Here is a 25,500-nt window from a genome sequence, read left to right on the forward strand (position 1 = left end):
GTAAGGGCCATGATTGCTCCCCGTAACCCAAACGATCGCGTCACTGTCGCGCCGGAAGTCCTGTTGACGATCGCCCGGCTTTCTACCCTGCGGGTTGAGGGTGTGGCCCGGATGAGTATGATTCCGGGTGGTGTGGATAGGCTGTGGAAGCGCACGCCAACCGCTGAGGGTGTGCAGATTCTGGTAGATGGGCACAGCGTAACGGTTGATCTGTTTATCGTGACTCGCGCTGACACTAATATGTATGAGGTAAGCCACGCCGTTCAGCGCGAGGTGGCGCGTGCAATCCGCCAGATCGTTGGTATGGAAGTCCGCGCGGTTAACGTCCATATTGATGATGTGGTATTCGAGCCGCGGACTGAGGAGCAATAAACGTTATGCCCGGTGCGCGTCATCAAGCGCGGCAGCTTGCCCTGCAGGCACTTTACGAACTGGATTGCACGACTCATTCGGTTCCAGAGGTGTTGGCCCAGCGTCTGGAGCAGGAAGAACTTGCGGATGAGTTGCGCCCGTTTGTGTACCAGCTGGTCAATGGCGTTCTGGCCCACAAGGAGAAGCTCGATCATTTGATCCAGCGGCATGCTCCAGAATGGCCGGTGGAGCAACTGGCGATCATTGACCGTAACATTCTGAGACTTTCTATCTTCGAGATTGCCGTTTCCCATACCGCGCCGCTGCGTGTCGTGATTAACGAGGCAGTCGAACTGGCCAAAGATTATGGTTCCGATACTTCGGCGCGTTTCGTAAACGGCGTACTGGGCAGTCTGGTAGCTGATCAAGCAGCGCTGGAGGCCCTGTTTCCTGGTTACAGGGTGGACACAGAGCAATGAATATCCTCGGTGTTGGGCCAACGGAACTGGTCATTGTTTTCCTGCTCATGTTGATGGTTGCTGGCCCCAAGCGTATGGCCCGCTGGGCCTATGTGATGGGCGTCTACATGGGTAAGTTCCGTGACATGTGGCAGGAAGCTTCGACGATGATCAGGAAGGAACTGGCCGAAGCCGGAATCGAGCCGGAGGTGGTCGACATGGTTGGCAAGGCCGCCAACCCCCGAGTCCGGCAGCAGATGATCAGTGGACAACTGGATCGGCTGGTCGGTGATATGAAGAAACCGATTGAGGAATCCCTGAAACCCGTACAGGAAGTGACCAAGGAAATTGGCCCCATTCCATTGGAACCACGCCAGGCAGAGTCCGGAACCGCTGGATCGGCTGGCGATGGTTCCAGTGCGGATGAAGATGAGCAGCCCCGGTCCACTCAGGACAACTCAGGACGGTACGACGCATGGACACGCAGTTGAAACCGGCTGAACGCGCCAGATCAGGCCAGCCCAAAACCGCGCCGGCCAGTCCACCAGAGCAGGATGATACCCCGGAAGCCTATGTTATGGGCTTCTTTGATCATCTGGCGGAGCTGCGCAACCGGCTCATCAAAGCCTTCCTGGGGCTGGCGGTCACCACAGGGGTGTCACTGCTCTTTGCCGGTCGTATTCTCGAATACCTGATTTCTCCCGTGGGGCGTGAGGACTTCCTGCTCCAAACGCTTGGGCCTACCGAGGGCGTGGTTATCTACTTCCGGGTGGCGCTGCTGGCGGGAGGAATCCTGAGCATCCCATGGATTACCTGGCAACTGTGGATGTTCATCGCTCCTGGCCTGACGCGCAAGGAGCGACGATACGTCCTGCTATCGCTGCCGGCGACTACGCTGCTGTTCCTGGTCGGGGTGTTGTTCGCGTGGTTTCTGTTGATGCCGGCGGCGCTGAACTTTCTGCAGAACTTTCAGAGCGACATTTTCAAGGCTGATTGGACTGCTGACCAGTACGTAGCATTTGTGACCTCGCTGCTATTCTGGATCGGTGTGAGTTTTGAGATGCCGCTTATCTTCTTCATCCTGGCGCGGCTGGGGCTGGTCAGCCCGCGTGCGCTGCGGCAGAACTGGCGGCTGGCGGTTGTTGGGGCGTCGATGGCGGCGGCGATGATCACGCCGACTATTGACCCGTTCAACATGATGTTGGTGATGGGACCGTTGCTGGCGCTGTACGCGCTGAGTGTCCTGTTGAGCACGATCGCCTACCGGCAGAGTGGCATGGCTGACTGATAGACCGCAATCTGTATAAGTTACACAATAGACTTGCAGTTTCTTTGGGGTGGGTGCACAATGGTTGCGCCCTCCCTGCGTTTCCGGGGGTAAGCACGGCCATTCGGATCAGGAGAACGGAGCTTCATGGAACGTGAGCGCGTGATCATCATGGGCGCGGCTGGCCGCGACTTTCACAACTTCAACGTGTACTTCCGCGACAACGAGCAGTATGAAGTGGTGGCCTTCACCGCCACGCAAATTCCGGACATCGAGGGGCGTATCTATCCCCCGGAACTGGCCGGGCGATTGTATCCCGCCGGCATCCCGATTGTTGCGGAGGAGGAACTGGTTGATCTGATCACCAGATATGCGGTAGACGAGGTGATCTTTGCCTATTCTGATGTGCCACACGAATACGTGATGCACAAGGCGAGCATGGTGCTGGCGGCCGGGGCCGACTATCGGTTGATGGGACCGCGGCATACCCAGCTTGTCAGCATCAGGCCGGTTGTGAGTATCGGGGCCGTCAGGACTGGTAGCGGCAAGAGCCAGACCACGCGCCGGGTGAGCGATGTACTGCGCGGTCTGGGATACCGGGTGGCGGTCATCCGGCATCCAATGCCCTATGGCGACCTGGCCAGCCAGGCTGTCCAACGATTTGCAGATTACGCCGATCTCGACCATCACCGTGTGACGATTGAGGAGCGCGAGGAGTATGAGCCGCACATCGATCGGGGCGTGATCGTGTACGCAGGCGTTGACTATGAGCGGATCCTGCGCCAGGCGGAACAGGAGGCCGACATCATCCTGTGGGATGGCGGCAACAATGACCTGCCGTTCTACCGTTCTGACCTGCATATTGTGGTTGCCGATCCACACCGTCCCGGTCACGAGTTACGTTACCATCCCGGTGAAGCAAATCTGCGCATGGCCGATGTGGTGGTGATCAACAAAGTTGACACCGCCAACCTCGACGATATCGAGACGGTGCGCCGAAATGTCCGTACCCTGGCGCCGGGCGCGATAATCGTCGAGGGGGCGTCGCCGATCACAGTGGATGATCCGGCAGCCATCCGGGGCAAACGGGTGCTGGTAGTTGAGGATGGACCGACGCTCACCCATGGTGAGATGACTTATGGCGCAGGCGTGGTGGCGGCGCGGCGCTTTGGCGCAGCCGAGATTATCGATCCTCGCCCGTATGCGGTAGGCAGTATTGCCGAGACCTTTGCCAAGTATCCGGGAACGGGGGCGCTGCTGCCAGCCATGGGATACGGCGAGAAGCAGGCGGCAGATCTGGAAGCGACCATCCGCGCTGTGCCGGCGGATATGGTGATCATTGGGACGCCAATTGATCTGACGCGGGTGATCACCATCGATAAACCGTATCAGCGCATTCGTTATGAGCTTCAGGAGATCGGCGCACCAACCCTCGCTGATATTCTAACCGCCAAGTTTGGCAAGAAGTCGTGAGGTCTGCACAGGGGCGATGTCGGCCAGCGCTAGAAACCTGCCTGAGCGGATCATGCGATTGGCGGGCTTTAGTGTGTTCCTGATCGGCTTTGTGCTGATACTGGTTCCGGTGGGGCTGGGATGGATGACGCTGTGGGGTACCACCCATCCGCCGTGCAGTATAGGGCCGGAGCCAGCGCAAGTAGGGCTGGAGGCCGAAGAGGTGAGCGTCCCGTCACGGCATGGCGTCGCGTTCCGCGGTTACTTTCTGCCGGGCAGCAATGGCGCGACGATCATCGTGCCGCCAGCCTATGGCCAGGATCGCGGCGGCTGGCTGCATGAGGTGGCCGTGCTGGTGGCAGGGGGCTACAACGTCCTGACCTATGACAGCCGCCCGTGCACGGGGATGTCTCCGCACAGCCTCGGTGTGTGGGAAAGCGGTGACATTCTAGATGCTCTTGCTTATCTGCGCCAGCGCCCTGATGTGGATATGTCCCGCATCGGGGCGCATGGTTTTTCCCAGGCGGGCGCCAGCGCGTTGTTCGCGGCGGCGCAGGCGCCGGAGATCCGCGCGGTCGTTGCTGAAGGCGGGTATGTTGACTACGGGGCGCAGACACTGGGAATCGGCGGGCCACAGGACCCTGTTACAGCGCTGTTCAGCCTTGGGGCACGACTGGGGTATCGCTCCGCAACGGGGATGAGCCTGAGCCAACTCAAGCCGCTGGATGTCATCGCAGCTATTGCACCACGCCGTGTGCTGCTGATCTACGGCGAACACGAAGTTACGCTGGCCGGCGCGCAGTATGCCGCCACGCTGGGTGCACACATCGATTTATGGATCGTGTCGGGGGCGACACATGGCTCCTACCTGACCAGCGCCGGCCAGCGGGCTTTCACCGAGCGTGTTGTCGGCTTCTTTGATGCGGCGCTCCAGCCTGTCGGGTCATAATCCTTACAGGATTGTGAGAAATCTGGCAAAGTCTTTTCTTGTGCGATAATCTTCTAATTAAGCTCAACTATATCTACAATATCTCTTCTGGAGGGATGAAGTTCTATGGCTGGCAGGCCCGGTATGATCGTGCGCGGAGTGGAACATCCTGTACGCGGCGAGATGCTCAAAGTTGGAAGCAAGGCTCCGGATTTCGCGCTGGTGGCCAACGACTGGTCGATCAAGACGCTGGCTGATTACGGTGATAAGATCAAGATTCTGAGCGTGGTGCCGTCGCTGGAAACCAGTGTATGCGCAGCTCAAACACGCCGCTTCAATGAGGAAGCGGCTTCGCTGGGTGAGGAAGTGGTCATCCTGACCATCAGCGCCGATCTGCCTTTTACCCAGAAGCGGTGGTGCGGTGCGGAGGGTATCGACCGCGTGGAGACACTCTCTTCCCACCGGGACATGAAGTTCTCAGACGATTACGGCGTCCATGATACAGAGTGGCGGATCAACCAGCGAGCGGTATTCGTCCTCGATCGCGACAATACCATCCGTTACGCTGAATATGTGCCGGTGATGGGGAATGAAGTGAACTTTGAGGCAGCCCTGGCCATCGTGCGGGAGCTGCTTTGAGCGCAGGTAATCGTCTGTAGGGATGTGAAGCTGGTAGCGGTCTGGCGCCGCCGCCAGCTTTTTGTTTTTTGTACTATGATCGAAGTGCCAGGCAGGGAACCGCGGGACGGTATCGTGCGTCTAGCATGCAGGACGGCATGCGAGCGAAAGAGGTAGCTATGAACCGCAGAGTGCTGGCGACTCTGATGTGTGTGTTCATCCTGGGAGGGCTTGTGACGATCGAAGGTGAGCAGCACTGGCTTGCTGCTCAGAACGAAGAAGCGCTCCCTCCACACGTGATCGACGTCTGGCCGTTGCCCGGCGTCGAACTGAGCGGCGCGGAGCCGCTGACCATCACGTTTGACCAGGCGATGGATAGAGCCAGTGTTGAAACGGCGATGAGTTTTGACCCGGCGCTGGAAGGAGCATTTAGCTGGCAGGATGATCGCACGCTGATGTTTTCGCCAACTGAGGAATGGCCGCGGGCAGCCCAGTACCGGGTCACGATCGGCACGGGGGCGGTTGCGACCAACGGCCTTCCGCTGGAGGAGGCTTACCGGTTTGAAGCGCGGACGATCGGCGCGCTGGCCGTGACCGTTGTGACACCGGAAGTTGGGGCCGAAGGTGTGGCCGCTGACGCGCGCATTGTGGTCACCTTCAATCGCCCGGTTGTGCCGCTGGTCTCAACGGCGCAACAGACGGATCTACCATCCCCCCTGGTGATCGCTCCACCGCTGGCAGGCAAGGGTGAGTGGCTGAATACGTCCATCTACGCTTTTACCCCATCTGAAGCCCTGCGCGGCGGCACGACCTACACCGTCACGGTGCCAGCCGGGCTGGAAGCCGTAACCGGCGCAAGGCTTGAAGAGGCGTTCCGCTGGTCATTCCGGACGTTGCCGCCGCAAATTCTGGATATTTCGCCCGGGCCGATGGAGCAGGGGGTATTGCTGGATCGCCAGGTACGGATCACCTTCAGTCAGCCGATGGACAAAGCCAGTACGGAGGCAGCATTCCTGCTCCTGGGGCTTGGCCAACAGGTTCCGGGGAGCTTCTACTGGAGCGACGACGCCACGCAGATGACGTTTACGCCAGCCAGTCTGCTGGCAATGGAAACCATCTACACTATCCACGTCAGTCCGGAGGCGCGCAGCGCCGGCGGAGAAGCCACGCTCGACCGGGGGCAGTCCACGACCTTCAGCACGGTTCCCTATCCAGGGATTGCTAACACCTATCCCCGTAACGGCACGTCCGACGTTCGACCAGGTAGTGGCGCCTCGATTGAGTTTCGCTCGCCGATGAATACGGAGACCTTCCGGAACAGGGTTGTGATTTCGCCGGAGACTGATTGGCAACCGGAGATCTGGGGTAATCAGTCGTTGGGTATCCAGTTTTCCGCGCTGCCGAACACCACTTACATGATCACCTTTCTGGCTGGAGCGGAAGACATTTACGGGAATGTGATCAGCACGGATTACACATTCAGGTTCACCACTGGCGACATTGCGACCTGGGCCTATCCGGTCACCGGCAACACTGCTCTCGCGATTGTCGGCGCCCACCGGGAAGATACCCGCTTCCCGCTGGTGATCAGCGGCAGGCCGACTGTATCGTTTGAGCTTTATCGCGTGGCAGTAGAGGATCTCGCCTACGCTCTAAGTGATTACGCTGAGCGCGGGATGGTCCGCTGGGCACGCCCGGAGAACCTGGTTCGCGCCTGGACTCAGACGTTTGATTCGCAGGGGCGCGAAGGCGTCTCTGCTGAAGTACTGCTGGCGTCGGAGCAGGGTGGGCAGCTGTCTGAAGGTAATTACTGGGTGGTGATGCGCGGTCCTGATCAGCAGGTCTACCAGTTCCCACTGGTTGTGGCTTCGCTTAACCTGACGGTCAAGCGAGCGCCCGGAGAGGTGCTGGTCTGGGTTACCGATATGGTCACGGCGGAGGCCATGCCCGGCGCCACTGTCACTGTCCTGCGTGCGGGAACGGCAATTGCTCGCGGGCAGACCGGTCCCGATGGGGTATGGCGTGCGTCAGTTAGGGCCTTCAGCAGTGATGACTTTGTGACAATTGTCGCCCAGGGGCGCGGTGAGTACGGCGCGTGGTTCAGCTATTCGGAGTCTGATTTGCCAACCCGGCAGGGGTATCTGTATACCGACCGGCCAATCTACCGCCCCGGGCAGATAGTGTACTTTCGGGGGGTGTTGCGTGATCGGCACGATATGGACTACCGATTGCCCAACATGCGCTCTGTGCACGTCACGATCCAGTCCACGTATTCCAGCCAGAAGCTGTATGAAGATGACGTGCCTTTGACAGACTTCGGCACGTTCAGCGGCGAATTCAGACTGCCCGATACCGCGCCGATCGGCGAGGCTATCATCCGTGCTGACCAGGCATCCGTCATGTTCACAATTGCGGAGTTCCGCGTGCCAGAATACGAGGTGACGGTCACGCCGCAGCAGGAGGCGATCTTCCAGGGGGATGCACTCAACGCCCTGGTGGAGACCACCTATTACGCGGGCGGAGCGGTCAGCAATGCAACAGTGAACTGGAGTGCCTACGGCGAACCGATCAGCTTCCCGTACTCTGGCCCGGGGCGGTATCACTTCGACGATGAGACACAGGACAATTTCCACCATTACGTCGGGGATGGCACGGCCCTCACCGACGCAAACGGCAAGTTCTTGGTAACTACTGCGAACACACGTCCGGCGACGGTGCGACCGATGCGCCTGACAGTGGAAGCCACCGTTGTCGATGAAAGCCAGCAGGCGATCAGTGGGCGAACATCAGTGTTAGCCCATCCCGCCAACGTGTATGTTGGCCTGCGCTCCGATCGTTATTTCGGCAAGGCCGGAGAGCCAATGCCAATCGAGTTGATCGCTGTGACCGCCGCCAGCGAGCCGCTGGCCGGGAAACGCATCGACCTCACTGTTGTGGAAATCCGCTGGTCGCGGGCGCCTGTTGAAGGCGAGTACGGGCGGTACACGTGGACGCGCGAAGAGATCGAGGTGGCAACGGCCCAGGTGGTTACCGGGAGTGATGGCAAGGCTGCATACCTGTTCACCCCGCCGGATGCCGGTATCTTCCGCATACGTGCTTCGGCCCTGGACGAGTACGAGCGTCGCAACAGCAGTACGCTCCGCTTCTGGGTGATGGGTGGCCGTCCGGTGTGGTGGGGCGAGCCATCGCGCACGATCGACCTGATCGCGGACAAGGAGAGTTACCGGCCAGGCGATGTGGCGCAGGTGCTGGTGCCGATCCCGTTTGCAGGGGCGAGCACGGTGCTGGTCAGTGTCGAGCGGGCCGGAGTCATCAATTATGAGGTGCGGCGCGTGGAAGGTTCCACGTTGCTGTATGAGCTGCCGATCACGGAGGCGCACGTTCCTACCATCTACTTCGATGTGACGGTGGTTAAAGGCATTGATGAAGAAAGCCTGAACCCGGACTACCGGACGGGCGAGATCTCGCTGGATGTAGAGCCGGTCCGCCAGGCGCTGACAATTACGGTCACACCGTCGACAACGTTGGCTCAGCCCCGCGAAGCCGTGACGTTTGACCTGCAGGCCGTAGATGCCAGCGGTGAGCCGGTACAGGCCGAGTTCGGGGTGGCGTTAACTGACAAAGCCATCCTCGCGCTGCTGCCTCCAAACAGCGGTACGCTGCTGGATGCCTTCTATGGCCGGCAGGGGAATTATGTCTTGACCGATCACTCGCTGTCGGCACTGCTTGACCGCCTGTCGGATGAGTATCTGGGCGAGACGGCAGCCCGGAGCACTGTTCCCGAGGGCATGGTGATGATGGGGGCCATACCGACCATGACTGCCGCACCGATGGCGGACACAGGCGGCGCACAGGGTGGACAAGCTGCACCATTGCTGATCCGGGAGCAGTTCGAGCAGACGCCACTATGGGCCGCGCATGTGGTGACCGGTCCTGATGGCCGGGCGACGGTTTCCGTTGACCTGCCCGATAACCTGACAACGTGGACATTTGACGCACGCGCGCTGACCGTCGATACACGGGTCGGCCAGACTACGGCAGAGATCGTCGCCACGCTGCCGCTGCTGATCCGTCCGGTGGCGCCGCGCTTCTTCGTGGTTGATGATGTCGTGCAACTGGCAGCGGTGGTCAACAATAACACCGGCCAGGCGCAACGGGTCACGGTGATGCTGGAGGCGGCAGGGGTGACCCTGCAATCGGACGCTGCGCAGACGATCACCATCGAAGCCGGGGCGCGCGGGCGGGTCAACTGGACTGCTGTGGCCGAGGATGTCGACTATGTCGATCTGACCTTTATCGCCCGTAGTGAGCAGGGCTACCAGGACGCCAGCAAGCCGACATTGGCGACCGGGCCGGACAATACCATCCCTGTCTACCGGTATACGGCCCCGGATGTGGTGGGCACGGCGGGCGTGCTACGGGGGGTCGGATCGCGAACGGAGGCGATCAGCCTGCCGCCACGTCTGGACACTAGACAGGGCGAACTGACGATCCGGCTTGATCCTTCGCTGGCGGTGACGGCGACGGATACCTTCGACTACCTGAAGAACTATCCGCACCAGTGCATCGAACAAACTGTTAGTCGCTTCCTGCCGAATGTGGTCACCTACCGCGCCCTGAGGAATCTGGGGATCCAGGACCCGGCGCTGGAAGCCAATCTCTACACGGCGCTGCAGCAAGCGCTGGAGAAACTGACTGCAGAGCAGAATCCAGACGGTGGTTGGGGCTGGTTCGGGCATATGGAGAGCAATCCGCTGGTAACAGCTTACGCTGCCCTTGGGCTGATCGAAGCTCGCCATACCGGGCTGGCAGTCGACGCGTGGATGATTGACCGGGCGCTGAATTTCGTGCGCAGCGATCTGATCCGGCCAGCCGTCGACACCCCTGCCTGGCAGCTCAACCGGCAAGCCTTCTACCTCTACGTTTTGGCGCGCGGCGGTCAGGGTGACCTGAATCAACTGTTGGCATTGCATAACGCCCGCCTGGAGATGTCGCATCAGGGGCGGGCCTACCTGTTGATGGCTTTCCATGAGCTGTATCCGGAGCACGAGGCGGTGAGCGACCTGGTGAGCGATTTGGTCACAGGGGCTATTCTCTCGGCAACCGGCGCACACTGGGAAGAGGAGACCGTTGACTGGTGGAACTGGGGCAGCGACACGCGCACCACGGCGCTGGTGTTGAGCGCACTGGCGCGCACTGTGCCGGATAGTGACCTGCTGCCAAACGCCGTCCGCTGGCTGATGGTAGCCCGGCAGGGCGATCACTGGGAAACCACGCAGGAGAATGTATGGGCGGTCATCGCGCTGACCGATTGGATGGTGCTGACCGGGGAATTGCGCGGCAACTATGAGTACTCGCTGGTGGTTAACCGTGATACGCTGGCCCGGACGACCGTCACGCCGGAAACAGTCCGCGATGGTCAGGTGATTCGGGTGGCAGTCAGGGACCTGCTACGCGGGGAATTGAACCGGGTGACGGTGGCCCGTGGCGAGGGCGAGGGCGCGCTGTACTACACGGCGCATCTGAACCTGCGCCTGCCTGCCGCTGAAGCGGAAGCCATCAGCCGGGGGATCACGGTTAGCCGCGAGTACTTCCTGACCGGAGCGCCAAATGAGCCTGTCACAGCGGCAAAGGTTGGTGATGTGATCACAGTCCGGTTGACGATCACGCTACCGGAAGACATCTACTACTTTGTGTTGGAGGATCCAATCCCGGCGGGTACAGAAGGCGTTGATGCTTCCCTGCTCACCACAAGCCGGTTGGTCGAGGGGCCACAACTGGAGCGGCAACGACAGGACAACTACGATCCGTACTGGTACTGGGGCTGGTGGTGGTTTGACCATACCGAGATGCGGGACGAACAGGTCAACCTGTATGCTGATTTTCTGCCGCGTGGGACCTACGTGTACACATATCAAATCCGGGCCAGCCTGGTCGGCGAATTCCAGACAATGCCCGCCCATGCTTACGCCTTCTACTTCCCTGAGGTCTTTGGCCGCACAGCCGGGATGTTGTTCACCGTGCAGGAGGCAGACAGGGCACAGTAGGACCGCATCTCAGCGTGGCTGACACAGGGCGGCCTGCCCGCGAGCACGGGCAGGCCGCCTAACGTTCTACCGCCATGCGCTTCTCGATGTACCGCACGCCCAGCGACAGGACGATAGTCATTGACAGGTAGAGGAAGGCAACCACGTTGTACGTTTCAAAGAAGCGAAACGTGCTGGTGGAATAGACTTTGCCCAGCATGGTGATGTCGCGCACGCCCAGCACCGATACGAGCGATGAATCCTTGAGCATGGCTACAAAGTCATTGCCAAGTGGGGGCAATACCCGCTGGATGGCCTGCGGCAGGATGACATAGCGCATGGCCTGCCAGTAGGTCATGCCCAGCGAGCGGGCGGCTTCCATCTGGCCGCGCTCGATGGATTCGATGCCAGCGCGGAAAATTTCGGAGAGGAAAGCGGCATAGCCCAGCGTGAGCGCCAGCACAGCCCGCGCGGTGAAGTCCAGGTCGCGGACGGCCATATTCGCCAGCGAAGCAGCAATATCCGGCAGGATGCTGCTGGCTAGCATGGCCTGGCCGATAGTGTTGATCGCACTGACCAGGGCGGGACCAACGACAAAAGCGATATAGTACAGCAGGACGAGCATGGGCACACCGCGCATGATCTCCACGTAGAACGTTGAGAGGTGGTAGATTACCTTGTTTGCAGAAACACGTGCCAGACCGATGATCAGTCCCAGGATGAGCGCCAGGGCATAAGCAACCAGGGTCACATAGATGGTTGTGCCAAAGCCCTCACGGACTCGCTCGAAAATCACCTGGTAGGACTCGTTGGTGGTGATCGACCAAAGCAGCACCACGCCGATCAGAGCGACGATCAGCAGCCACCAGGGCAGTTGTGCCAGGCGATCAATTACGGGTAAGGCGCGTGAGCGTCCAACTACCGGGGATGAACTTGGGTGGGTCATACAGGAGTCCTCTTCTGGTCAAAAAACGAGGTGCGTTGCGCGTGGGGCAACGCACCTCTGTGTTCAACTCAACCGCTGGTTCTAGCTCCCGCCGGTGGGGTCATAGAGGAAGAACCACTTGTTATTGAGGTAGTCAAGGTAGCCATCGGCCTTCATGGTAGCGAGGGCGGCGTTGACAGGGGCGATGAGGTCGGAGCCAGGGGTGAAGATGAAGCCGAACTCCTCAGAGGAGAGGGCTTCGCCGACGAGCTTGAAGGCTTCGGGGTTAGCGCCGATGTAGCCCCGGCTGGAGGCGGCGTCCATGATGACGGCGTCGACATCGCCGCTGCGGAGGGCTTCGACAGCGGCGCCGAAGCTATCGAGCAGGACGATACGGGGGTTGTTCTCGTCGCCATCGAGGACGGTGTAGACGGCGGTGTAGAAGGGGGTGGTACCGGGGACGGTGCCGATGAGCAGGCTGTCGTTGGCGGCGAATTCGGCGGCGTTGGTGAAGCGGTCTTCATCGGCGCGGACGAGCAGGAACTGCTCCAGCATCATGTAAGGGTCGGAGAAGTCGATGACCTCATCACGCTCGGCGGTGATGGTGATGCCATCCATGCCGATCTCGAACTGACCTTCAGCGACAGCGGGGATCATGGCGTCCCAGCCGATCAGATTCCACTCGACGACGCAGTTGAGGCGACGGCAGATCTCCTCCATGGCCTCGTATTCCCAGCCCATGGCTTCGCCGGTGGTCGGGTCTTCGAAGTTGAGCGGCATGTAGCCGTTCTCAGTCACCGCCACTACCGTTCGCCCACCCAGATCGGGCAGGCTGCCCCACTGGGCCTGAGCGGCTGGCTGCGGCGCGAGGCTAAACAGCAAGGCAAACGCAATCAGTAGCACAGCAAGACGGGTGTTACGCGGCATCCTCTTCCCTCCTCGGGTATCTCAGGCCCCCACTGAATGGCTCTTCGTAATATGTTACCACCGGATGCGGGCTTTCCAAACGGCTCTATGCGATGGGATCGGTTGATCGTACCAGGTGAAGCCCCGCAGTCTGATAGCTCGTCAGGGCTGCTGTGGCAAGTTGCTCGAAGTCGATCTGGGGATGGACGACCGAAGACGTACAGTCGATAAGCACGTGCAGCCGATTGATCACCTCCGGGCGTTCAGCGAAATACCGCATTAGCGAGCCGACCGTCTCCAGCACACAATGGCTTTTGGCCTGCCCGGCGATGTAAATGCGGTCGTAGGCGGCGATCATTTCCAGGAAGGGTGTATTTAGCTCCCCGCCATGCTCACGTTCTTCCGGGATTTTGACTTCCGGTTCGACAATCGAGTAGTGTTCCGTCCTGGCCAGAAAGCCTTTGGAAAGAAAGTAGGGCTGCGCGCCGCGCGCCGCAGCGTGATAAGCGATGGCTTCGTAGAGGGCGGGAGTGATGGCCTGGCCGGGTGTGCCGATCATGGTGTGGTAGGGCCAGATCATCAGTGTTTTCTTGGCCTCGCGTTCCAGGCGCTCCACATACTGAACTGACCACTCTGGCTCGATCACCGGCCGCCAGCGTCCTGTCTGCACATCTGCGGCGGTGATGGGCGTAAATGGGGCGGGGGCGCGGCCATCCGGGTCTGTCCACCAGGTGGGATAAAAGATCTGCAGCGGCGTGTGGCTATCCAGCGAAGCAGCAATGGTCGTAATGTGCACCAGGTTACGGAACAACCATTCAATGGTGCGGCGGGTATCCTCCACTGCGCCCGGCACAGCAAGGGCGCCATCCGGGTGGATAAAGTCGACCTGAGTATCGACCAGGATCAGGAGGGTACGGTAGCGGTCATCTACCGCCGGGGTCGTTCGGGCGGCCAGCCCGGCAGCAATGGCCGCGGCGGTATCCGGTGTGTAGAGCGTGCCCACGCGATCAGGGCTGTAGAAGGCTGGAAAACTCATGGCGACTCTCTCCTCTCATCCGGTAAATGTCATCCGGTCAACGTACCAGGGCGATTCAGCGTATATCTCTTCGGATGTGTCTTCGAACGTGTTACTGGGAGCGACGGTGGACGCCCAGGCCGGGCGTATCCGGCAGGTGAAGCCGGCCATTATCCCAGCGCACGCCACCTTCGTACGGATCGTTCGTGACCGTCAGGAAGCCATCCAGATCGGCGAAATCGACCAGCGGGGCCAGGTGCGCCGCCGCCGTCACACCGACAGTGCTCTCAATCATGCAGCCGAGCATGACCTTCATGCCAAGTGTCCGGGCAAGGGTGATCATGCGGCGCGCTTCGCGTAGGCCGCCACACTTGGCCAGCTTGATATTGATGCCATCTGCCGCACCGTGTAGCGGAAGGATGTCTCGCGAGTCATGGATCGATTCATCAGCGATCAGCGGCGGCGTGCCTGCGGGGAGTCGTTTGGCTAGCGTGTGCCAACCGGCGATATCGTCCCGGGCAAGCGGCTGCTCAATGAACATGAGGTCGTATGTCGCCAGGCGGGGAATGATCTCCGCTGCCTGGTTGATCGTCCAGGCAGCGTTAGCGTCAACGCAGAGCCGGGCGCTGCTTTCCTCCCTGGCCATGCGCACCAGGGCTTCATCCCCTTCCAGTGTGCCGGTTCCCAGCTTGATCTTGAGCAGCGGATAGCGCACTGCTTCCCGCACACGCTGGCGGAATTCGCCTTCCTCGGCCATGCTGATCGTGAAGGTGCTGTACGGGGCACGGGCCGGGTTGAGACCCCAGAGACGATAGAGTGGCTGGCCGAGCGATTGCGCCCAGAGATCATGCAGGGCGATGTCGAGAGCGGCTCGCGCTGGGGCCGGTCCCTCTGGCAGGGCATCCAGGATGTCCTCGATAAAGCGAATGTCTGGCTCAAGCGCCTGCTGCGTCCGTTGATCGCTCAAATAGGTCAGCACATCGGGGACCTGGGCGGGGTAATAAGGCGTGATGGCAGCCACCCCAACGCCGTTATCGACGTGAACCAGCACGTTGTGACGTTCGGTACTGGTGCCGTGAGCAATGCGGAAAGGGGTGCTCAGGCGCAGGGCAATCGGTTCGGCCTGGATGCGCATTGTGCTCTCCTTCTTGCGCGCAGGACTCCCGCTAGCGGGGCTATTATAACATGTGAGTAATGTCAGGTGAGGGGGTGCCTTTAGAGGCTGCCACAGGCCAGGAGGAGATGCTATTGTTGGTGTATCCGTCAGTTTTTGGTCTGGAGGTATTCCATGCAGCCGGATCTCACTGAAGCGTTTGTGGAGCTGATCCGCCGGGCTTCCACTGACCTGCCACCTGATGTTGAGGAGGCCCTGCGCGAAGCCTATAACCGGGAAGAAGAAGGCTCGGCGGCGCAGAGTGTCTTCAGTAGCATTCTGGAAAATGTCACCCTGGCCCGCCAGCATTCGACGCCGGTGTGTCAGGACACGGGTACACCGATCTTCTATGTGCACTACCCCTTTGGCTGGTCAACGCTGAAGCTGCGGGAGCAGATCCGGGCAGCAGTTCAGGAAGCCACCAGGCGTTCCTACCTGCGGCCCAATGCGGTCGACAGCCTGACGGACCGCAATAGCGGGGACAACACCGGGCAGAACTTCCCCGTCATCCACTTTGAGGAGTGGGAAGAGGGCTATCTCCAGGTTGATCTGACTCTTAAGGGCGGTGGATGTGAGAATGTCGGGATTCAATATTCGCTTCCAGACAGTCGCCTGAAGGCTGGGCGAGACCTGGAAGGCGTGCGCAAAGTTGCGCTGGATGCTGTGGTCAAGGCGCAGGGACAGGGTTGTGCGCCGGGCATTCTGGGGATTGCCATCGGGGGCGACCGGGGCACCGGTTATGAGGTCTCCAAAGAGCAGTTTATCCGTAAGATCGGGGAGCGCAGCGACGTTCCAGAGGTGGCAGCGCTGGAGGAGCGGCTCAAAGAGGAAGCCAATTCACTGGGTATTGGCCCGATGGGTTTCGGCGGCAAGACAACGGTGCTGGATGTTCAGATCGGGGCGGCGCACCGGTTGCCGGCCAGCTACTTCGTGACGGTATCCTACATGTGCTGGGCCTGCCGCAGGAACCGGATGATCGTGCGTGACGGTCAGGTGTCGTACCAGTAGGAGAAAGCGAGCGACGAGCATGATCAGGCTGCAAACCCCCATTTCGGAAGAGCAGATTCGCGCCCTGCACACGGGCGATGTTGTCCAGTTGAACGGCATCGTGGTCACAGCACGTGATGCTGCTCACAAACTGATGATCGAAAACTTCATCAAGACGCCGGAAATCAAGCGCCCGGAGCTATACGCCCGCCTCAAACCCTTGCTGGAGGGTGGGGTAATCTATCATTGTGGCCCGGTGGTGGCGCAGAATCCAGATGGCAGCTACCGTTTCGTGGCTGCCGGGCCGACCACCAGCATCCGTGAGGAGCCGTACGAAGCGGATGTGATCGGCCATTTCAAAGTGCGTGCGATCATCGGCAAAGGCGGTATGGGCGCCCGAACCCTGGCCGGTTGCAAGGAACATGGCGCTGTGTATCTGCATGCAGTCGGCGGCGCGGCGACTCTGATTGCGGCGACAGTCGAGAAGGTTGAGGATGTGCTGTTAAAGGATGAACTGGGCGTGCCGGAAGCCTTCTGGGTGATCCGCGTCAAGAACTGGGAACTGGTGGTGACAATGGATTCCCACGGTAACAGCCTGCATGATCAGATTCAGGCGACCTCCGAGCAGCGTTTTAAGGAGCTGGTTGGGTTGGCCTGAGCCGGCTATCTGAACAGGCGGGTGTGACTTCCCGTCGCGCCCGGCAGAGGCGTCCCGCGATTTATCGCCTGGGATTGCCCTGTCGGGCGTTTTTGTTTCTGGTGGGCACCAAGTGGTTGTTGGCGTTGCCCCGACACGCTAGACTTACAAAAAATCGGACTGAAATTATCAGGAGTATAGTGAAGAAGATGGGCGCTGTTCGTGTGGAGAAGGATTCGCTTGGCGAGGTGCTGGTCCCTGCAGGAGCGCTCTACGGTGCGCAGACACAGCGGGCGGTTCAGAACTTCCCTGTCAGTGGCATGCGCTGCTACCCCGCCTTCATCTGGGCAATGGCGGTGATCAAACGCGCAGCAGCAGAGGTCAACAGGGACCTGGGGCTGTTCCGGGATGTGCAGGTCGGCGGGCGAATCATTCGTGGGGAAGAACTGGCGGGGGCGGTGATGGCCGCGGCGGATGAGGTGATTGCCGGTCAGTGGCATGACCAGTTTGTAGTGGACCCTTTCCAGGCTGGCGCTGGCACCAGTCAGAACATGAACACCAATGAGGTCATCGCCAACCGGGCGAACCAGTTGCTGGGCTTCGCGGTGGACGATCCGGCCAAGCCAGTTAGCCCCAATGACCATGTCAATATGGCTCAGTCAACCAATGACACTATCCCGACAGCTATCCGGCTGGGTGTGCTGTGGCGGCTGGATGAGTTGATGAAGGCGTTGCGTGACCTTCAGTATGCGCTGGAGGGAAAGGCTGCAGCGTTTGATGATGTAGTGAAGAGCGGCCGGACGCACCTTCAGGATGCCGTCCCGGTCCGGCTGGGACAGGAGTTTGGCGCCTATGCCAGGGCCGTGGAGCGCAATATCGAGAAGATCGAGATGGCTACGGAGGGCTTGCGGCGGCTAGGCATCGGCGGCACAGCAACCGGTACCGGCCTTAATGCCCACCCGGAATACCATAGTCGCATGATTAGGGTGTTATCTCGCCTGACTGGTTTCAAGCTGTACGAGAGCGATAATCTCTTTGAGTCGATGCAGTCCATGCAGGATGCTGTGTTCTTCTCCGGGGCGATGCGGGTGCTGGCCCAGGATTTGACGCGCATCGCCAATGATTTCCGCCTGCTGAGTAGCGGTCCCGCTACTGGCCTGGATGAGATCCGTCTGCCGATGGTACAGCCCGGATCAAGCATTATGCCCGGCAAAGTTAACCCGGTGTTGGCGGAGATGCTGAACATGGCCATGTATCATGTGATGGGCAACGACTTAACGGTGATGCTGGCCGGGCAAGCGGGGCAGCTTGAACTGAATGTGATGATGCCGATCCTGGCTCATAACCTGTTTGAGATGATGCACGTGACGATCGGGGCGGTGCGCGCCTTTACCGAGAAGTGCGTGGTTGGCGTCACGGCTAACCGGGAAAAGGCGGAAGGCTGGCTGGCAAAAAACCCGATTCTGGTTACGGCGCTTAATCCCATTATCGGGTATCTCAAAGGGGCCGAAGTAGCCAAGAAAGCCATGGCCGAAAACAAGACCGTGAAGCAGGTCGTGGTGGAACTGGGCTATATGACCGCTGAGGAGGCGGAGGCGCTGTTGAATGCCCGCGCGATGACGGAGGGCGGCATTCGAGGCGCTGGCGCCTGAGACAGTTCTTCGGCAGTATAAGGTGGGACGGCTGACAGGGAGCCGTCCCACTTCTTACCGGCTCTATGCGCCAGGGGCGGGCGCCAGCCAGCGAAACGCGTATGGGGAAAGGCTCAGTGGTTCGTCTGTCGCGATCTGTTCCCCGGTCAGGATGTCCGTGGCCAGGGCAGGCATTGTGGAGGGGAGGGATAGCCTAGCGGTTGTATCTGCTAAATTGTGCAGGATCAGCAGATTCTGATCAGGGCTGGTGCGCCAGAAGACCAGAGTCGACAGAGGGGCGTTCTCAACCCACTGGAGCTTCCCTTCGGCCAGGGCAGGCTGTTGTTTGCGAACGTGAATCATGTGGCGGATACGGTTGAGGAGCGAGTCTGGGTCTGCCTTCTGGGCGGCAACGTTGACGCGGCGGTAGCCATAGACGTCATCATCGATTACCGGCGCATAGAGCTGGTGCGAGGGTGCACTGGAGAACCCGGCATTGGGTCCAGAGTCCCATTGCATGGGAGTGCGGACTCCGTTGCGATCGGGCAGATGGATGTTATCACCCATCCCGATCTGGTCACCGTAGTACAGCACTGGCGTGCCGGGTAGTGTGAACAGCATCGAATACATGAGCAGGATTTTGCGGCGATCATTGTTCATCAACGGCGCCAACCGGCGGCGGATGCCCAGGTTGAGGCGCATACGCGGTTCCGGAGCGTAGGTGTTCCACAAGAATTCACGCTCTTCCGGGGTGACCATCTCCAAGGTTAGCTCATCGTGGTTGCGCAGGAAGGTTCCCCACTGGCAGCCAGGGGGGATTTCCGGGGTTTCGGCGAGGATGTTCACGATTGCTGTGCGGTCCTGGCGGGCCAGCGCCATATACAGGCGGGGCATGAGAGGGAAGTGGAAATTCATGTGGAATTCGTCGCCATTGCCAAAATAGGGTAGGGTGTCACGCGGCCACTGGTTGGCTTCAGCGAGTAGAATTGTACCTGGATAGTGATCGTCCATGAAGCGCCGGATGCGCTTGCAGTACTCATGCGTTTCGGGTAAGTTCTCGCAGTTGGTGCCCTCCCGCTCAAACAGATACGGTACGGCATCCACGCGGAAGCCATCGACCCCCAGATCAAGCCAGTACTTGATGACATCCAGCATCGCCTGCTGCACTGCCGGGCTGTCATAGTTCAGGTCAGGCTGGCTGCTATAGAAGCGGTGCCAGTAGTATTGCTGGCTAACAGGATCGAGCGCCCAGTTGGAGGTTTCAGTATCCAGGAAAATGATGCGGGCGTCGGCGTAGCGAGCAGGTGTATCGCTCCAGACGTAGTAATCGCGCAAGCGTGACTGGCGCGACTGGCGGGCGATCCGGAACCAGGGATGTTGATCCGACGTATGATTCATCACCAGATCGGGGATGAGGTGCATCCCGCGTCGGTGCACTTCATCGACAACCAGGCGGAACTCCTCGATTGTCCCATAGTTAGGGTGGATACCGTAGTAACTGGAAATGTCATAGCCGTCATCCTTGAGCGGTGAGGGATAGATCGGCGTGATCCAGATGCAATCCACGCCCAGCCATTCCAGATAGTCCAGCCGTTCCAGAATCCCGGCGAAATCGCCCCAACCGTCGCCGTTGCCATCGGCGAAAGCGCGGGGATAAAGCTCATAAAAGACTGCGTTGGTGTACCAGGCCATAGGGCTTTGACTTCCTTATTGCAGAAAAACACCGGCACATTCCAGCGGAGGAGGTGCCGGTGACCGATTATACAGCAGCCTTCGAACCGTTCCAGCTACCCTTTGACCGCGCCAGCGGTCAGGCCGGCGACAATGCGGTTCTGGAAGATCAACACCAGGGCTAGCAGCGGCAGTGTGACCACCATGGCCGCCGCCATGACCTCGGCGATCGGCTCTTCGCGGGCGATCCGGCCAGAGAACAGCGCTATGGCAACCGGGACAGTGCGCGCGCTCGGGTTAGTCATGGTGAAGGTCAGCGCGAACAGGTATTCATTCCAGGCGGCAATGAAGGCCAGCAGGCCGGTTGTCACCAGGGCAGGAGCGGTCAGCGGGAGGAGGATCATGCGGAAAGTCTGAAAGGTGGTTGCCCCGTCAACCAGCGCCGCCTGTTCGATCTCCTTTGGCAGGCCCCGGAAGAAGCTGGTGAGCACCCAGACGGTGAAGGGCAGGGTGAAGATCGGGTACGAGATGATCAGGGACAGTTGCGATCCGAAGACACCCAGGTCTCTGACGATGCTAAACAGTCCCGAAAGGACAGAAATCTGCGGGAACATAGTCATGGAGAGCACCGCGTACAGCATGGCGGTGCGCCCGCGAAACCGCAGGCGACCCAGTGCGTAGGCCGCAAACGAGCCGACTACCAAGGCCAGGAGAACCGTCGTCGCTGAGACGACGGCGGAGTTACCCAGAGCGCGGATGAACTCATCATTCTGGAAAACGCCCTGATAATTGACCAGTGTCGGGTTACGCGGCAGGTACGAAGCTGGCTCCATAATCTCCTGTTCGCTCTTGAACGACGAGTTGAGCGCCCAGTAGAAAGGGAACAGCGTGTAGGCGGCAATGACGATCACCAGCAACCAGAATCCTGCACGCCCCAACAGGTGGCGTAACGCTTTGGCTGTCATTCTGTCTCCACCCCCAGTGTGCGTACATAGATGACGGCGAAGATGAAGATCAGGATGAAGATGATTACCCCGATCGCAGAGGCGTAGCCGCCATCCTGATTCTGGACAAGGGTTTCAAAGTTGTAAGTGGCCATGGAGAGCTTGCGCCGCCCCAGCAGGACGTTGAAGACATCGAAGACACGCAGGGCGTCCAGTGTGCGGAAGACCAGCGCTACGGCGATGGTCGGTCGCAGCAAGGGGATGGTGACCGCGAAGAACTGCCGGACGCGGTTAGCTCCGTCCACGGAGGCGGCTTCGTACAGGTCTTCCGGAATGGTCTGCAGACCGGCCAGCAGCAACAGGGCCATGAAGGGGGTGGTCTTCCAGACATCCACCAGGATGAGCGACCAGAGCTGAATATCGGGGTTAGCCAGCCAGGCCTGCGATTGGGAGAAGATACCGAGGTCAACCAGCATCTTGTTCAGGATGCCGGACTGGTTATCACGCAACATGATCTCCCAGAGGCGGGCCGAGATCACGGTGGGGATGGCCCAGGGCACCAGCATGGCGGCGCGCATCAGACCGCGGCCACGGAACTTGGAATTGACCACCATTGCCACAAACAGACCCAGTATCAGCTCCAGCAAGACGGACACAACGGTGAAGAACAGCGTGTTGCCCGCGCTGGAAATAAAGCTGGCGTCTATAGCGCTTACGGTCAGACCGCGCCCGCCGCCAAGGTCAATGGTTGACACGGGACGGAAGCCCTGCCGCAACAATTCCCGATCGATCATCTCCCAGCGCACTGCGCCAGTTGTGTCTATGGCACAGGTATTGGTCTCTTCATTCAGGCGGCAGGGTACGATATCCAGCCGGAAGCTGAGCAGCCTGGCGTAATTGTTCAGGCCGACGAAGTTGACCGTTTGAGTGCCGGCGAAGCGTTTGTCGGTCAGGCTGGTGATAAACGTTTCTTCCAGAGGGCGAGCGGCAACCACGATCAGGACGACCAGCGTGGGGATCAGCAGGTTCCAGGCCATGCGGGTATCGCGGGCAGTAAGGGTCTCGTCGCCCTCGAAGATCACGTTGAGAAGCCGGCTGAGCCAGCGCAGAGCAACCAGCAGGATGATCAGGACAACCGCATGGGGGATCACCGCCCCCAGCGCTTCAGTCCATTTGAAGCCCGTGTCTGTCAGGGCCAGCGTTGGCCGGCCTGCATTATAGAAGGCGCTCAGACCCAGCACCGCTACGCCTACCGACAGCCAGACCAGGGCGAGTTGTGCCCAGCGTGCGGCGGTGATCCCACGCTGGCGCAGCCTGACGCCCAGCCAGATCAGTAAACTGCCGAGCACCAGAATCAGGATCGGCACGACAATGCCGAAACTGTCCAGAAACGCCAGAATGAGCGATTGCTCTGACCGGCCCTGTGTGATAGCCTGGATGGTCGTGTCGCTGTTGATGCTGACGAAAAGCAGGGCAAACGCCCCCAGACCAATCAGGATAAACAGACCACTGATCAACTCGATGGCAACCGCTTCGATATCTGTGGGGGAGCGCATACGCTCCAGTGACGGGGTGACGGGTTCGTCGATATCTTCCAGGGGATGTTTGGGGGTTCTGGTTACCATTCGCTCCCTCCTGCGGGAGGACTTTCGCGGCACATAGCCCCGGCAGTGTTCTTTAGCGTACAAATGGTTAATATTGGCTCAGGCGAAGCAACACACCTTATCCTGCCAGCTTGCACGTAGTCTTCCGGGCCAGACTGTATGCCTGTGGCCCGCTTGTTGGCAGGGTCCGTAACTGATCTGGGGGTAGGGTGACCTACCCCCAGACGCATGTTCAGCAGCGAGTCAGGACTTGACGATCCCCCGGCGGTTATTTGCCAAGGAGATCCGCCAGATCCAGTTCGAGCAGTTCCAGGGCGACCGCGGCGTCCTGTTCGCCGGTCAGGATGCTGTGCACGGCGGTGAAGTAGGCGGTCGAGACGGCGTTGTAATTCGGAGCGGACAGGGTCGACGGACGGGCTACGGCGTTGATGAAGACGTCATACAGGCTGCCGAAGAACGGTGCGGCGGCCAGGACTTCCTCATCCTCGTAGAGTGACATGATCGTCGGGTTGAACGACCCCTGTACTGCACGGATCTTCTGTTCCGCAGCGCTGGCCAGGTAGACAGCCACAGCCGCGGCAGCATCTGGATTCTTGGAGTACTTGGAGACAGCCAGCTGCCAGCCGCCCAGGGTGGCCGCGCCGTGCCCGCTGGCGCCGAAGGGCAGCGGAGCGACATCGAACAGGCCCTTGATCGGGCTGTCGTCGGCGTTACCGAGGCTGTAGGCATACGGCCAGTTGCGCATGAAGGCAGCATTACCAGCCTGCCAGACCGCGCGAGCATCTTCTTCAGCGTAGCTTGTCACACCATCAGGACTGATGGTGCCCACCCAGCTGGCGGCGCGCTCGAAGGCGGCGATGGTCGCCTCATTGTTGACCTCGATCTCGCCAGTTTCGGGGTTGACGATCTGGGTGTCGCTCTCGCTGTACTGCCACTCCAGTGCGTCGCAGGTCAGGCCTTCGTAGGCATTGCCCTGCCATACAAAGCCCCAGAATTCAGCATTGCCCGCGGCACGTTCGCCGTCCTGGATGACCTGAGCCATTTCGGTCAGTTCGTCCCAGGTCGCGGGTGGGGCGTCAAAGCCATACTTCTCCAGAAGGTCGGTGCGATAGTAGAGCAGACCGGCATCAGTGAACCACGGAATGCCGACCAGCGCGCCATTCACCGTGTTGTTCTGGATGATGGCCGGGAAGTGAGCGGCGATCTCCTCCTCGGTCAGATAGGGGGTGAGGTCGATCAGGTGCTCAGCCAGGTCACCGGGCCAGATCACGTCGATCTGGAAAACGTCGACATCGCCACTCTGGGCCTCAAAGAGCTGCAGGTAGAAGCCCAGACGATCCTGTACCATGTCGGGCGTTTCCAGAACAGTCACGGTGATGTTGGGGCAGGCTTCCATGAAGCGCTCGGCGCCGGCGCGGGTCAGTTCAAGTTCCTGGCCCACGGCGCCAGCAGCTACCACGACAGTTGCTTCTTCGTCGGTAAAGCACTTGATCTCAGGTTCCTGGGCGGTCACAGCGACGGGAAAGGCAGCCATGACCAGCATCACTACCAGGAGAAGGGCGGTTAGTTTGCGCATGTTTAGCTCCTCAAAAAGATGCAGATGTCAGGACGTCAATAGTTGAGAGTGCAAGTCTCACCAGATGCTCGTAACCCCCTTTCCTTTATCGTAATCGAAAAACTAAAAATCGGATGTCACGATTCCTGTAAAGGCGCCGTCGAGTGGCGGATAACGAGACGGGTTTCCAGCAGAACACGACGCGGCACAGGGGTGTCACCCTGGATCAGCTGCATCAGCATCTCGCCGGCGCGCACACCGAGCTGGATAACCGGGATGTGAATCGTCGTCAGACCAGGCGCCAGGTAACTGGCCAGCGGGATGTCATCGAAACCCACGATGGAGATATCGGTTGGGATGCGCAAGCCTGCTTCCTGAATAGCTCTGATGGCCCCGAAAGCGACAACATCGCTGGCAGCGAATACGGCGGTTGGCCGCTCCGGCAGGTCAAGGAGGCGGCGCATCGCCTCGTAACCGCCCTGGTCGGTGAAGGTCGGATTGACCTGAACATAGCGATCTTCGCAGGGTAGCCCTGCGTTGAGCAGCCCCTGCCGGTATCCTTCCAAGCGATCGCTGCTGGCGGTGTAATTGAGCGGGCCGTTGGTGATGTGGGCAATGCGGCGGTGGCCGAGATCAATCAGGTGCTGTACGGCAGTTCGGGCGCTGGCGACGTTGTCAACATCAACGCTATAGAGTTCCTCAAAATCTGGCTTGCCGTTGACGACGATCGGCACGTTCTCGCGGTGCAGGCCCCGCAGTTCGGTATCATCCACCACCGGCCCGGAGATGATGAGGCCATCGACGCGCTGGGTGCGCACCAGTTCCGTATACGTGCCAGCAGAAGCATCATGCCCGGCGGTCTCAAACAACAGGCGGTAGTTATCAGCGCTGATGGCCTGAGTCACGCCGCTCAGCAAACCGCCCAGGAACGCGTTCACCAGCAGTTCGTCGGGCATCTGACGCAAGATAAACGCTATCGTCTGCGATCGTCCGGTAGCCAGTGAACGAGCAGCAAAGGTACGGGCATAATTGAGGTTAGCGACGGCCTGCCAGACGCGGGCGCGTGTTGCGGCGGAAATGTTCACATTGGGCGTGTTGTTGAGGACGAAAGAAACCGTCGTCCGTGACACGCCCGCTTCATCGGCCACCTGCTGCATGGTTACCCGTTTACCGGACATCCTGACCCTATGTGAAGTCGTCACTACAGAGCGATCAGGTGAAGCGCGTTACTAAACCGCGTTACTTTTCACTATACGCCTGAGTGGGTGTGGTGTCAAGTAAATTGTTGTGCATCTACTGGCAGGATGTCTGGGCAAGATGACTATATTAGCATGATGATGCAAAGAACGAACGTGTCCGGTCATACGACCGG

The 25,500-nt window shown here is 59.8% G+C and carries 20 protein-coding genes; 11 read left to right on the plus strand and 9 right to left on the minus strand.

Going from position 1 to position 25,500, the window contains the following annotated elements; translation table 11 throughout:
* Positions 1 to 9: 9 nt before the first annotated feature.
* The 8 genes from HPY64_00535 (at position 10) to HPY64_00570 (ending at position 11,121) form a co-directional block, all read left to right on the plus strand.
* On the plus strand, positions 10 to 372 hold the full coding sequence (locus HPY64_00535) for an Asp23/Gls24 family envelope stress response protein (protein NPV65611.1): 363 nt from the start codon (positions 10 to 12) through the stop codon (positions 370 to 372).
* 5 nt (positions 373 to 377) lie between these two features.
* Positions 378 to 830, plus strand: coding sequence for a transcription antitermination factor NusB (gene nusB, locus HPY64_00540; protein NPV65612.1), 453 nt, complete (start codon positions 378 to 380; stop codon positions 828 to 830).
* Complete coding sequence (locus tag HPY64_00545) at positions 827 to 1,300, plus strand: hypothetical protein (protein ID NPV65613.1); 474 nt, start codon at positions 827 to 829, stop codon at positions 1,298 to 1,300. The genes nusB and HPY64_00545 overlap by 4 nt, the downstream gene beginning before the upstream one ends.
* Positions 1,285 to 2,097 (plus strand): twin-arginine translocase subunit TatC, encoded by an 813-nt coding sequence (tatC, locus tag HPY64_00550; protein ID NPV65614.1) that lies wholly within the window; start codon positions 1,285 to 1,287, stop codon positions 2,095 to 2,097. The genes HPY64_00545 and tatC overlap by 16 nt, the downstream gene beginning before the upstream one ends.
* Before the next feature lie 126 nt (positions 2,098 to 2,223).
* Positions 2,224 to 3,549 carry a GTPase gene (locus tag HPY64_00555; protein NPV65615.1) on the plus strand — a complete coding sequence of 442 codons (1,326 nt, stop codon included), beginning with the start codon at positions 2,224 to 2,226 and terminating at the stop codon, positions 3,547 to 3,549.
* Positions 3,550 to 3,601: 52 nt separating this feature from the next.
* Positions 3,602 to 4,477 (plus strand): prolyl oligopeptidase family serine peptidase, encoded by an 876-nt coding sequence (locus HPY64_00560; GenBank protein NPV65616.1) that lies wholly within the window; start codon positions 3,602 to 3,604, stop codon positions 4,475 to 4,477.
* A gap of 105 nt (positions 4,478 to 4,582) precedes the next feature.
* On the plus strand, positions 4,583 to 5,095 hold the full coding sequence (tpx, locus tag HPY64_00565; protein ID NPV65617.1) for a thiol peroxidase: 513 nt from the start codon (positions 4,583 to 4,585) through the stop codon (positions 5,093 to 5,095).
* Positions 5,096 to 5,253: 158 nt separating this feature from the next.
* Complete coding sequence (locus HPY64_00570) at positions 5,254 to 11,121, plus strand: hypothetical protein (protein ID NPV65618.1); 5,868 nt, start codon at positions 5,254 to 5,256, stop codon at positions 11,119 to 11,121.
* 58 nt (positions 11,122 to 11,179) lie between these two features.
* Here the strand turns inward: HPY64_00570 and HPY64_00575 are convergent, their stop codons facing one another.
* The 4 genes from HPY64_00575 to HPY64_00590 form a co-directional block, all read right to left on the minus strand.
* The gene (locus HPY64_00575) at positions 11,180 to 12,046 is read right to left on the minus strand and encodes an amino acid ABC transporter permease (protein NPV65619.1); all 867 of its coding nucleotides are present in this window, start codon (positions 12,044 to 12,046) and stop codon (positions 11,180 to 11,182) included.
* Between the two features lie 81 nt (positions 12,047 to 12,127).
* Positions 12,128 to 12,952 carry a transporter substrate-binding domain-containing protein gene (locus HPY64_00580; GenBank protein ID NPV65620.1) on the minus strand — a complete coding sequence of 275 codons (825 nt, stop codon included), beginning with the start codon at positions 12,950 to 12,952 and terminating at the stop codon, positions 12,128 to 12,130.
* 85 nt (positions 12,953 to 13,037) lie between these two features.
* On the minus strand, positions 13,038 to 13,967 hold the full coding sequence (locus tag HPY64_00585) for a nicotinamidase (GenBank protein ID NPV65621.1): 930 nt from the start codon (positions 13,965 to 13,967) through the stop codon (positions 13,038 to 13,040).
* 91 nt (positions 13,968 to 14,058) lie between these two features.
* Positions 14,059 to 15,081, minus strand: coding sequence for a dipeptide epimerase (locus HPY64_00590; GenBank protein ID NPV65622.1), 1,023 nt, complete (start codon positions 15,079 to 15,081; stop codon positions 14,059 to 14,061).
* Positions 15,082 to 15,234: 153 nt separating this feature from the next.
* Here HPY64_00590 and HPY64_00595 point away from each other — a divergent pair, with 153 nt between their 5' ends.
* The 3 genes from HPY64_00595 (at position 15,235) to HPY64_00605 (ending at position 18,375) form a co-directional block, all read left to right on the plus strand.
* Entirely contained in the window at positions 15,235 to 16,107 is an 873-nt protein-coding gene (locus tag HPY64_00595; protein ID NPV65623.1) for a fumarate hydratase, read from the plus strand.
* Between the two features lie 19 nt (positions 16,108 to 16,126).
* Positions 16,127 to 16,744: a fumarate hydrolyase gene (locus HPY64_00600; GenBank protein ID NPV65624.1), complete on the plus strand. Its 618-nt coding sequence runs from the start codon at positions 16,127 to 16,129 to the stop codon at positions 16,742 to 16,744.
* Positions 16,745 to 16,932: 188 nt separating this feature from the next.
* Positions 16,933 to 18,375, plus strand: a complete 1,443-nt coding sequence (locus tag HPY64_00605; protein ID NPV65625.1) for an aspartate ammonia-lyase — start codon at positions 16,933 to 16,935, stop codon at positions 18,373 to 18,375.
* A gap of 63 nt (positions 18,376 to 18,438) precedes the next feature.
* Here HPY64_00605 and treS read toward each other — a convergent pair whose 3' ends face one another.
* The 5 genes from treS to HPY64_00630 all read right to left on the minus strand — a co-directional run bounded on the left by treS (position 18,439) and on the right by HPY64_00630 (position 25,306).
* Positions 18,439 to 20,046, minus strand: coding sequence for a maltose alpha-D-glucosyltransferase (treS, locus tag HPY64_00610; GenBank protein NPV65626.1), 1,608 nt, complete (start codon positions 20,044 to 20,046; stop codon positions 18,439 to 18,441).
* A gap of 95 nt (positions 20,047 to 20,141) precedes the next feature.
* The gene (locus HPY64_00615; GenBank protein NPV65627.1) at positions 20,142 to 20,990 is read right to left on the minus strand and encodes a carbohydrate ABC transporter permease; all 849 of its coding nucleotides are present in this window, start codon (positions 20,988 to 20,990) and stop codon (positions 20,142 to 20,144) included.
* Positions 20,987 to 22,006 (minus strand): sugar ABC transporter permease, encoded by a 1,020-nt coding sequence (locus HPY64_00620; GenBank protein NPV65628.1) that lies wholly within the window; start codon positions 22,004 to 22,006, stop codon positions 20,987 to 20,989. The genes HPY64_00615 and HPY64_00620 overlap by 4 nt, the downstream gene beginning before the upstream one ends.
* A gap of 835 nt (positions 22,007 to 22,841) precedes the next feature.
* The gene (locus tag HPY64_00625) at positions 22,842 to 24,149 is read right to left on the minus strand and encodes an ABC transporter substrate-binding protein (GenBank protein ID NPV65629.1); all 1,308 of its coding nucleotides are present in this window, start codon (positions 24,147 to 24,149) and stop codon (positions 22,842 to 22,844) included.
* 116 nt (positions 24,150 to 24,265) lie between these two features.
* On the minus strand, positions 24,266 to 25,306 hold the full coding sequence (locus tag HPY64_00630) for a LacI family DNA-binding transcriptional regulator (protein NPV65630.1): 1,041 nt from the start codon (positions 25,304 to 25,306) through the stop codon (positions 24,266 to 24,268).
* Positions 25,307 to 25,500: the final 194 nt, after the last annotated feature.

The sequence above is a fragment of the Anaerolineae bacterium genome, from assembly GCA_013178165.1.
Classification (GTDB): domain Bacteria; phylum Chloroflexota; class Anaerolineae; order Aggregatilineales; family Ch27; genus Ch27.

What these genes read in the sequence shown, in the direction of transcription:
- tpx (NPV65617.1), top strand. Translation starts at nt 4,583, where the DNA reads ATGGCTGGCAGGCCCGGTATGATCGTGCGCGGAGTGGAACATCCTGTA.
- HPY64_00580 (NPV65620.1), bottom strand. Translation starts at nt 12,952, where the DNA reads ATGCCGCGTAACACCCGTCTTGCTGTGCTACTGATTGCGTTTGCCTTG.
- HPY64_00535 (NPV65611.1), top strand. Translation starts at nt 10, where the DNA reads ATGATTGCTCCCCGTAACCCAAACGATCGCGTCACTGTCGCGCCGGAA.
- HPY64_00570 (NPV65618.1), top strand. Translation starts at nt 5,254, where the DNA reads ATGAACCGCAGAGTGCTGGCGACTCTGATGTGTGTGTTCATCCTGGGA.
- HPY64_00585 (NPV65621.1), bottom strand. Translation starts at nt 13,967, where the DNA reads ATGAGTTTTCCAGCCTTCTACAGCCCTGATCGCGTGGGCACGCTCTAC.
- HPY64_00545 (NPV65613.1), top strand. Translation starts at nt 827, where the DNA reads ATGAATATCCTCGGTGTTGGGCCAACGGAACTGGTCATTGTTTTCCTG.
- HPY64_00555 (NPV65615.1), top strand. Translation starts at nt 2,224, where the DNA reads ATGGAACGTGAGCGCGTGATCATCATGGGCGCGGCTGGCCGCGACTTT.
- HPY64_00620 (NPV65628.1), bottom strand. Translation starts at nt 22,006, where the DNA reads ATGGCCTGGAACCTGCTGATCCCCACGCTGGTCGTCCTGATCGTGGTT.
- HPY64_00600 (NPV65624.1), top strand. Translation starts at nt 16,127, where the DNA reads ATGATCAGGCTGCAAACCCCCATTTCGGAAGAGCAGATTCGCGCCCTG.
- HPY64_00605 (NPV65625.1), top strand. Translation starts at nt 16,933, where the DNA reads ATGGGCGCTGTTCGTGTGGAGAAGGATTCGCTTGGCGAGGTGCTGGTC.
- HPY64_00630 (NPV65630.1), bottom strand. Translation starts at nt 25,306, where the DNA reads ATGTCCGGTAAACGGGTAACCATGCAGCAGGTGGCCGATGAAGCGGGC.
- HPY64_00590 (NPV65622.1), bottom strand. Translation starts at nt 15,081, where the DNA reads ATGCGCATCCAGGCCGAACCGATTGCCCTGCGCCTGAGCACCCCTTTC.
- HPY64_00575 (NPV65619.1), bottom strand. Translation starts at nt 12,046, where the DNA reads ATGACCCACCCAAGTTCATCCCCGGTAGTTGGACGCTCACGCGCCTTA.
- tatC (NPV65614.1), top strand. Translation starts at nt 1,285, where the DNA reads ATGGACACGCAGTTGAAACCGGCTGAACGCGCCAGATCAGGCCAGCCC.
- HPY64_00615 (NPV65627.1), bottom strand. Translation starts at nt 20,990, where the DNA reads ATGACAGCCAAAGCGTTACGCCACCTGTTGGGGCGTGCAGGATTCTGG.
- HPY64_00595 (NPV65623.1), top strand. Translation starts at nt 15,235, where the DNA reads ATGCAGCCGGATCTCACTGAAGCGTTTGTGGAGCTGATCCGCCGGGCT.
- HPY64_00625 (NPV65629.1), bottom strand. Translation starts at nt 24,149, where the DNA reads ATGCGCAAACTAACCGCCCTTCTCCTGGTAGTGATGCTGGTCATGGCT.
- treS (NPV65626.1), bottom strand. Translation starts at nt 20,046, where the DNA reads ATGGCCTGGTACACCAACGCAGTCTTTTATGAGCTTTATCCCCGCGCT.
- nusB (NPV65612.1), top strand. Translation starts at nt 378, where the DNA reads ATGCCCGGTGCGCGTCATCAAGCGCGGCAGCTTGCCCTGCAGGCACTT.
- HPY64_00560 (NPV65616.1), top strand. Translation starts at nt 3,602, where the DNA reads ATGCGATTGGCGGGCTTTAGTGTGTTCCTGATCGGCTTTGTGCTGATA.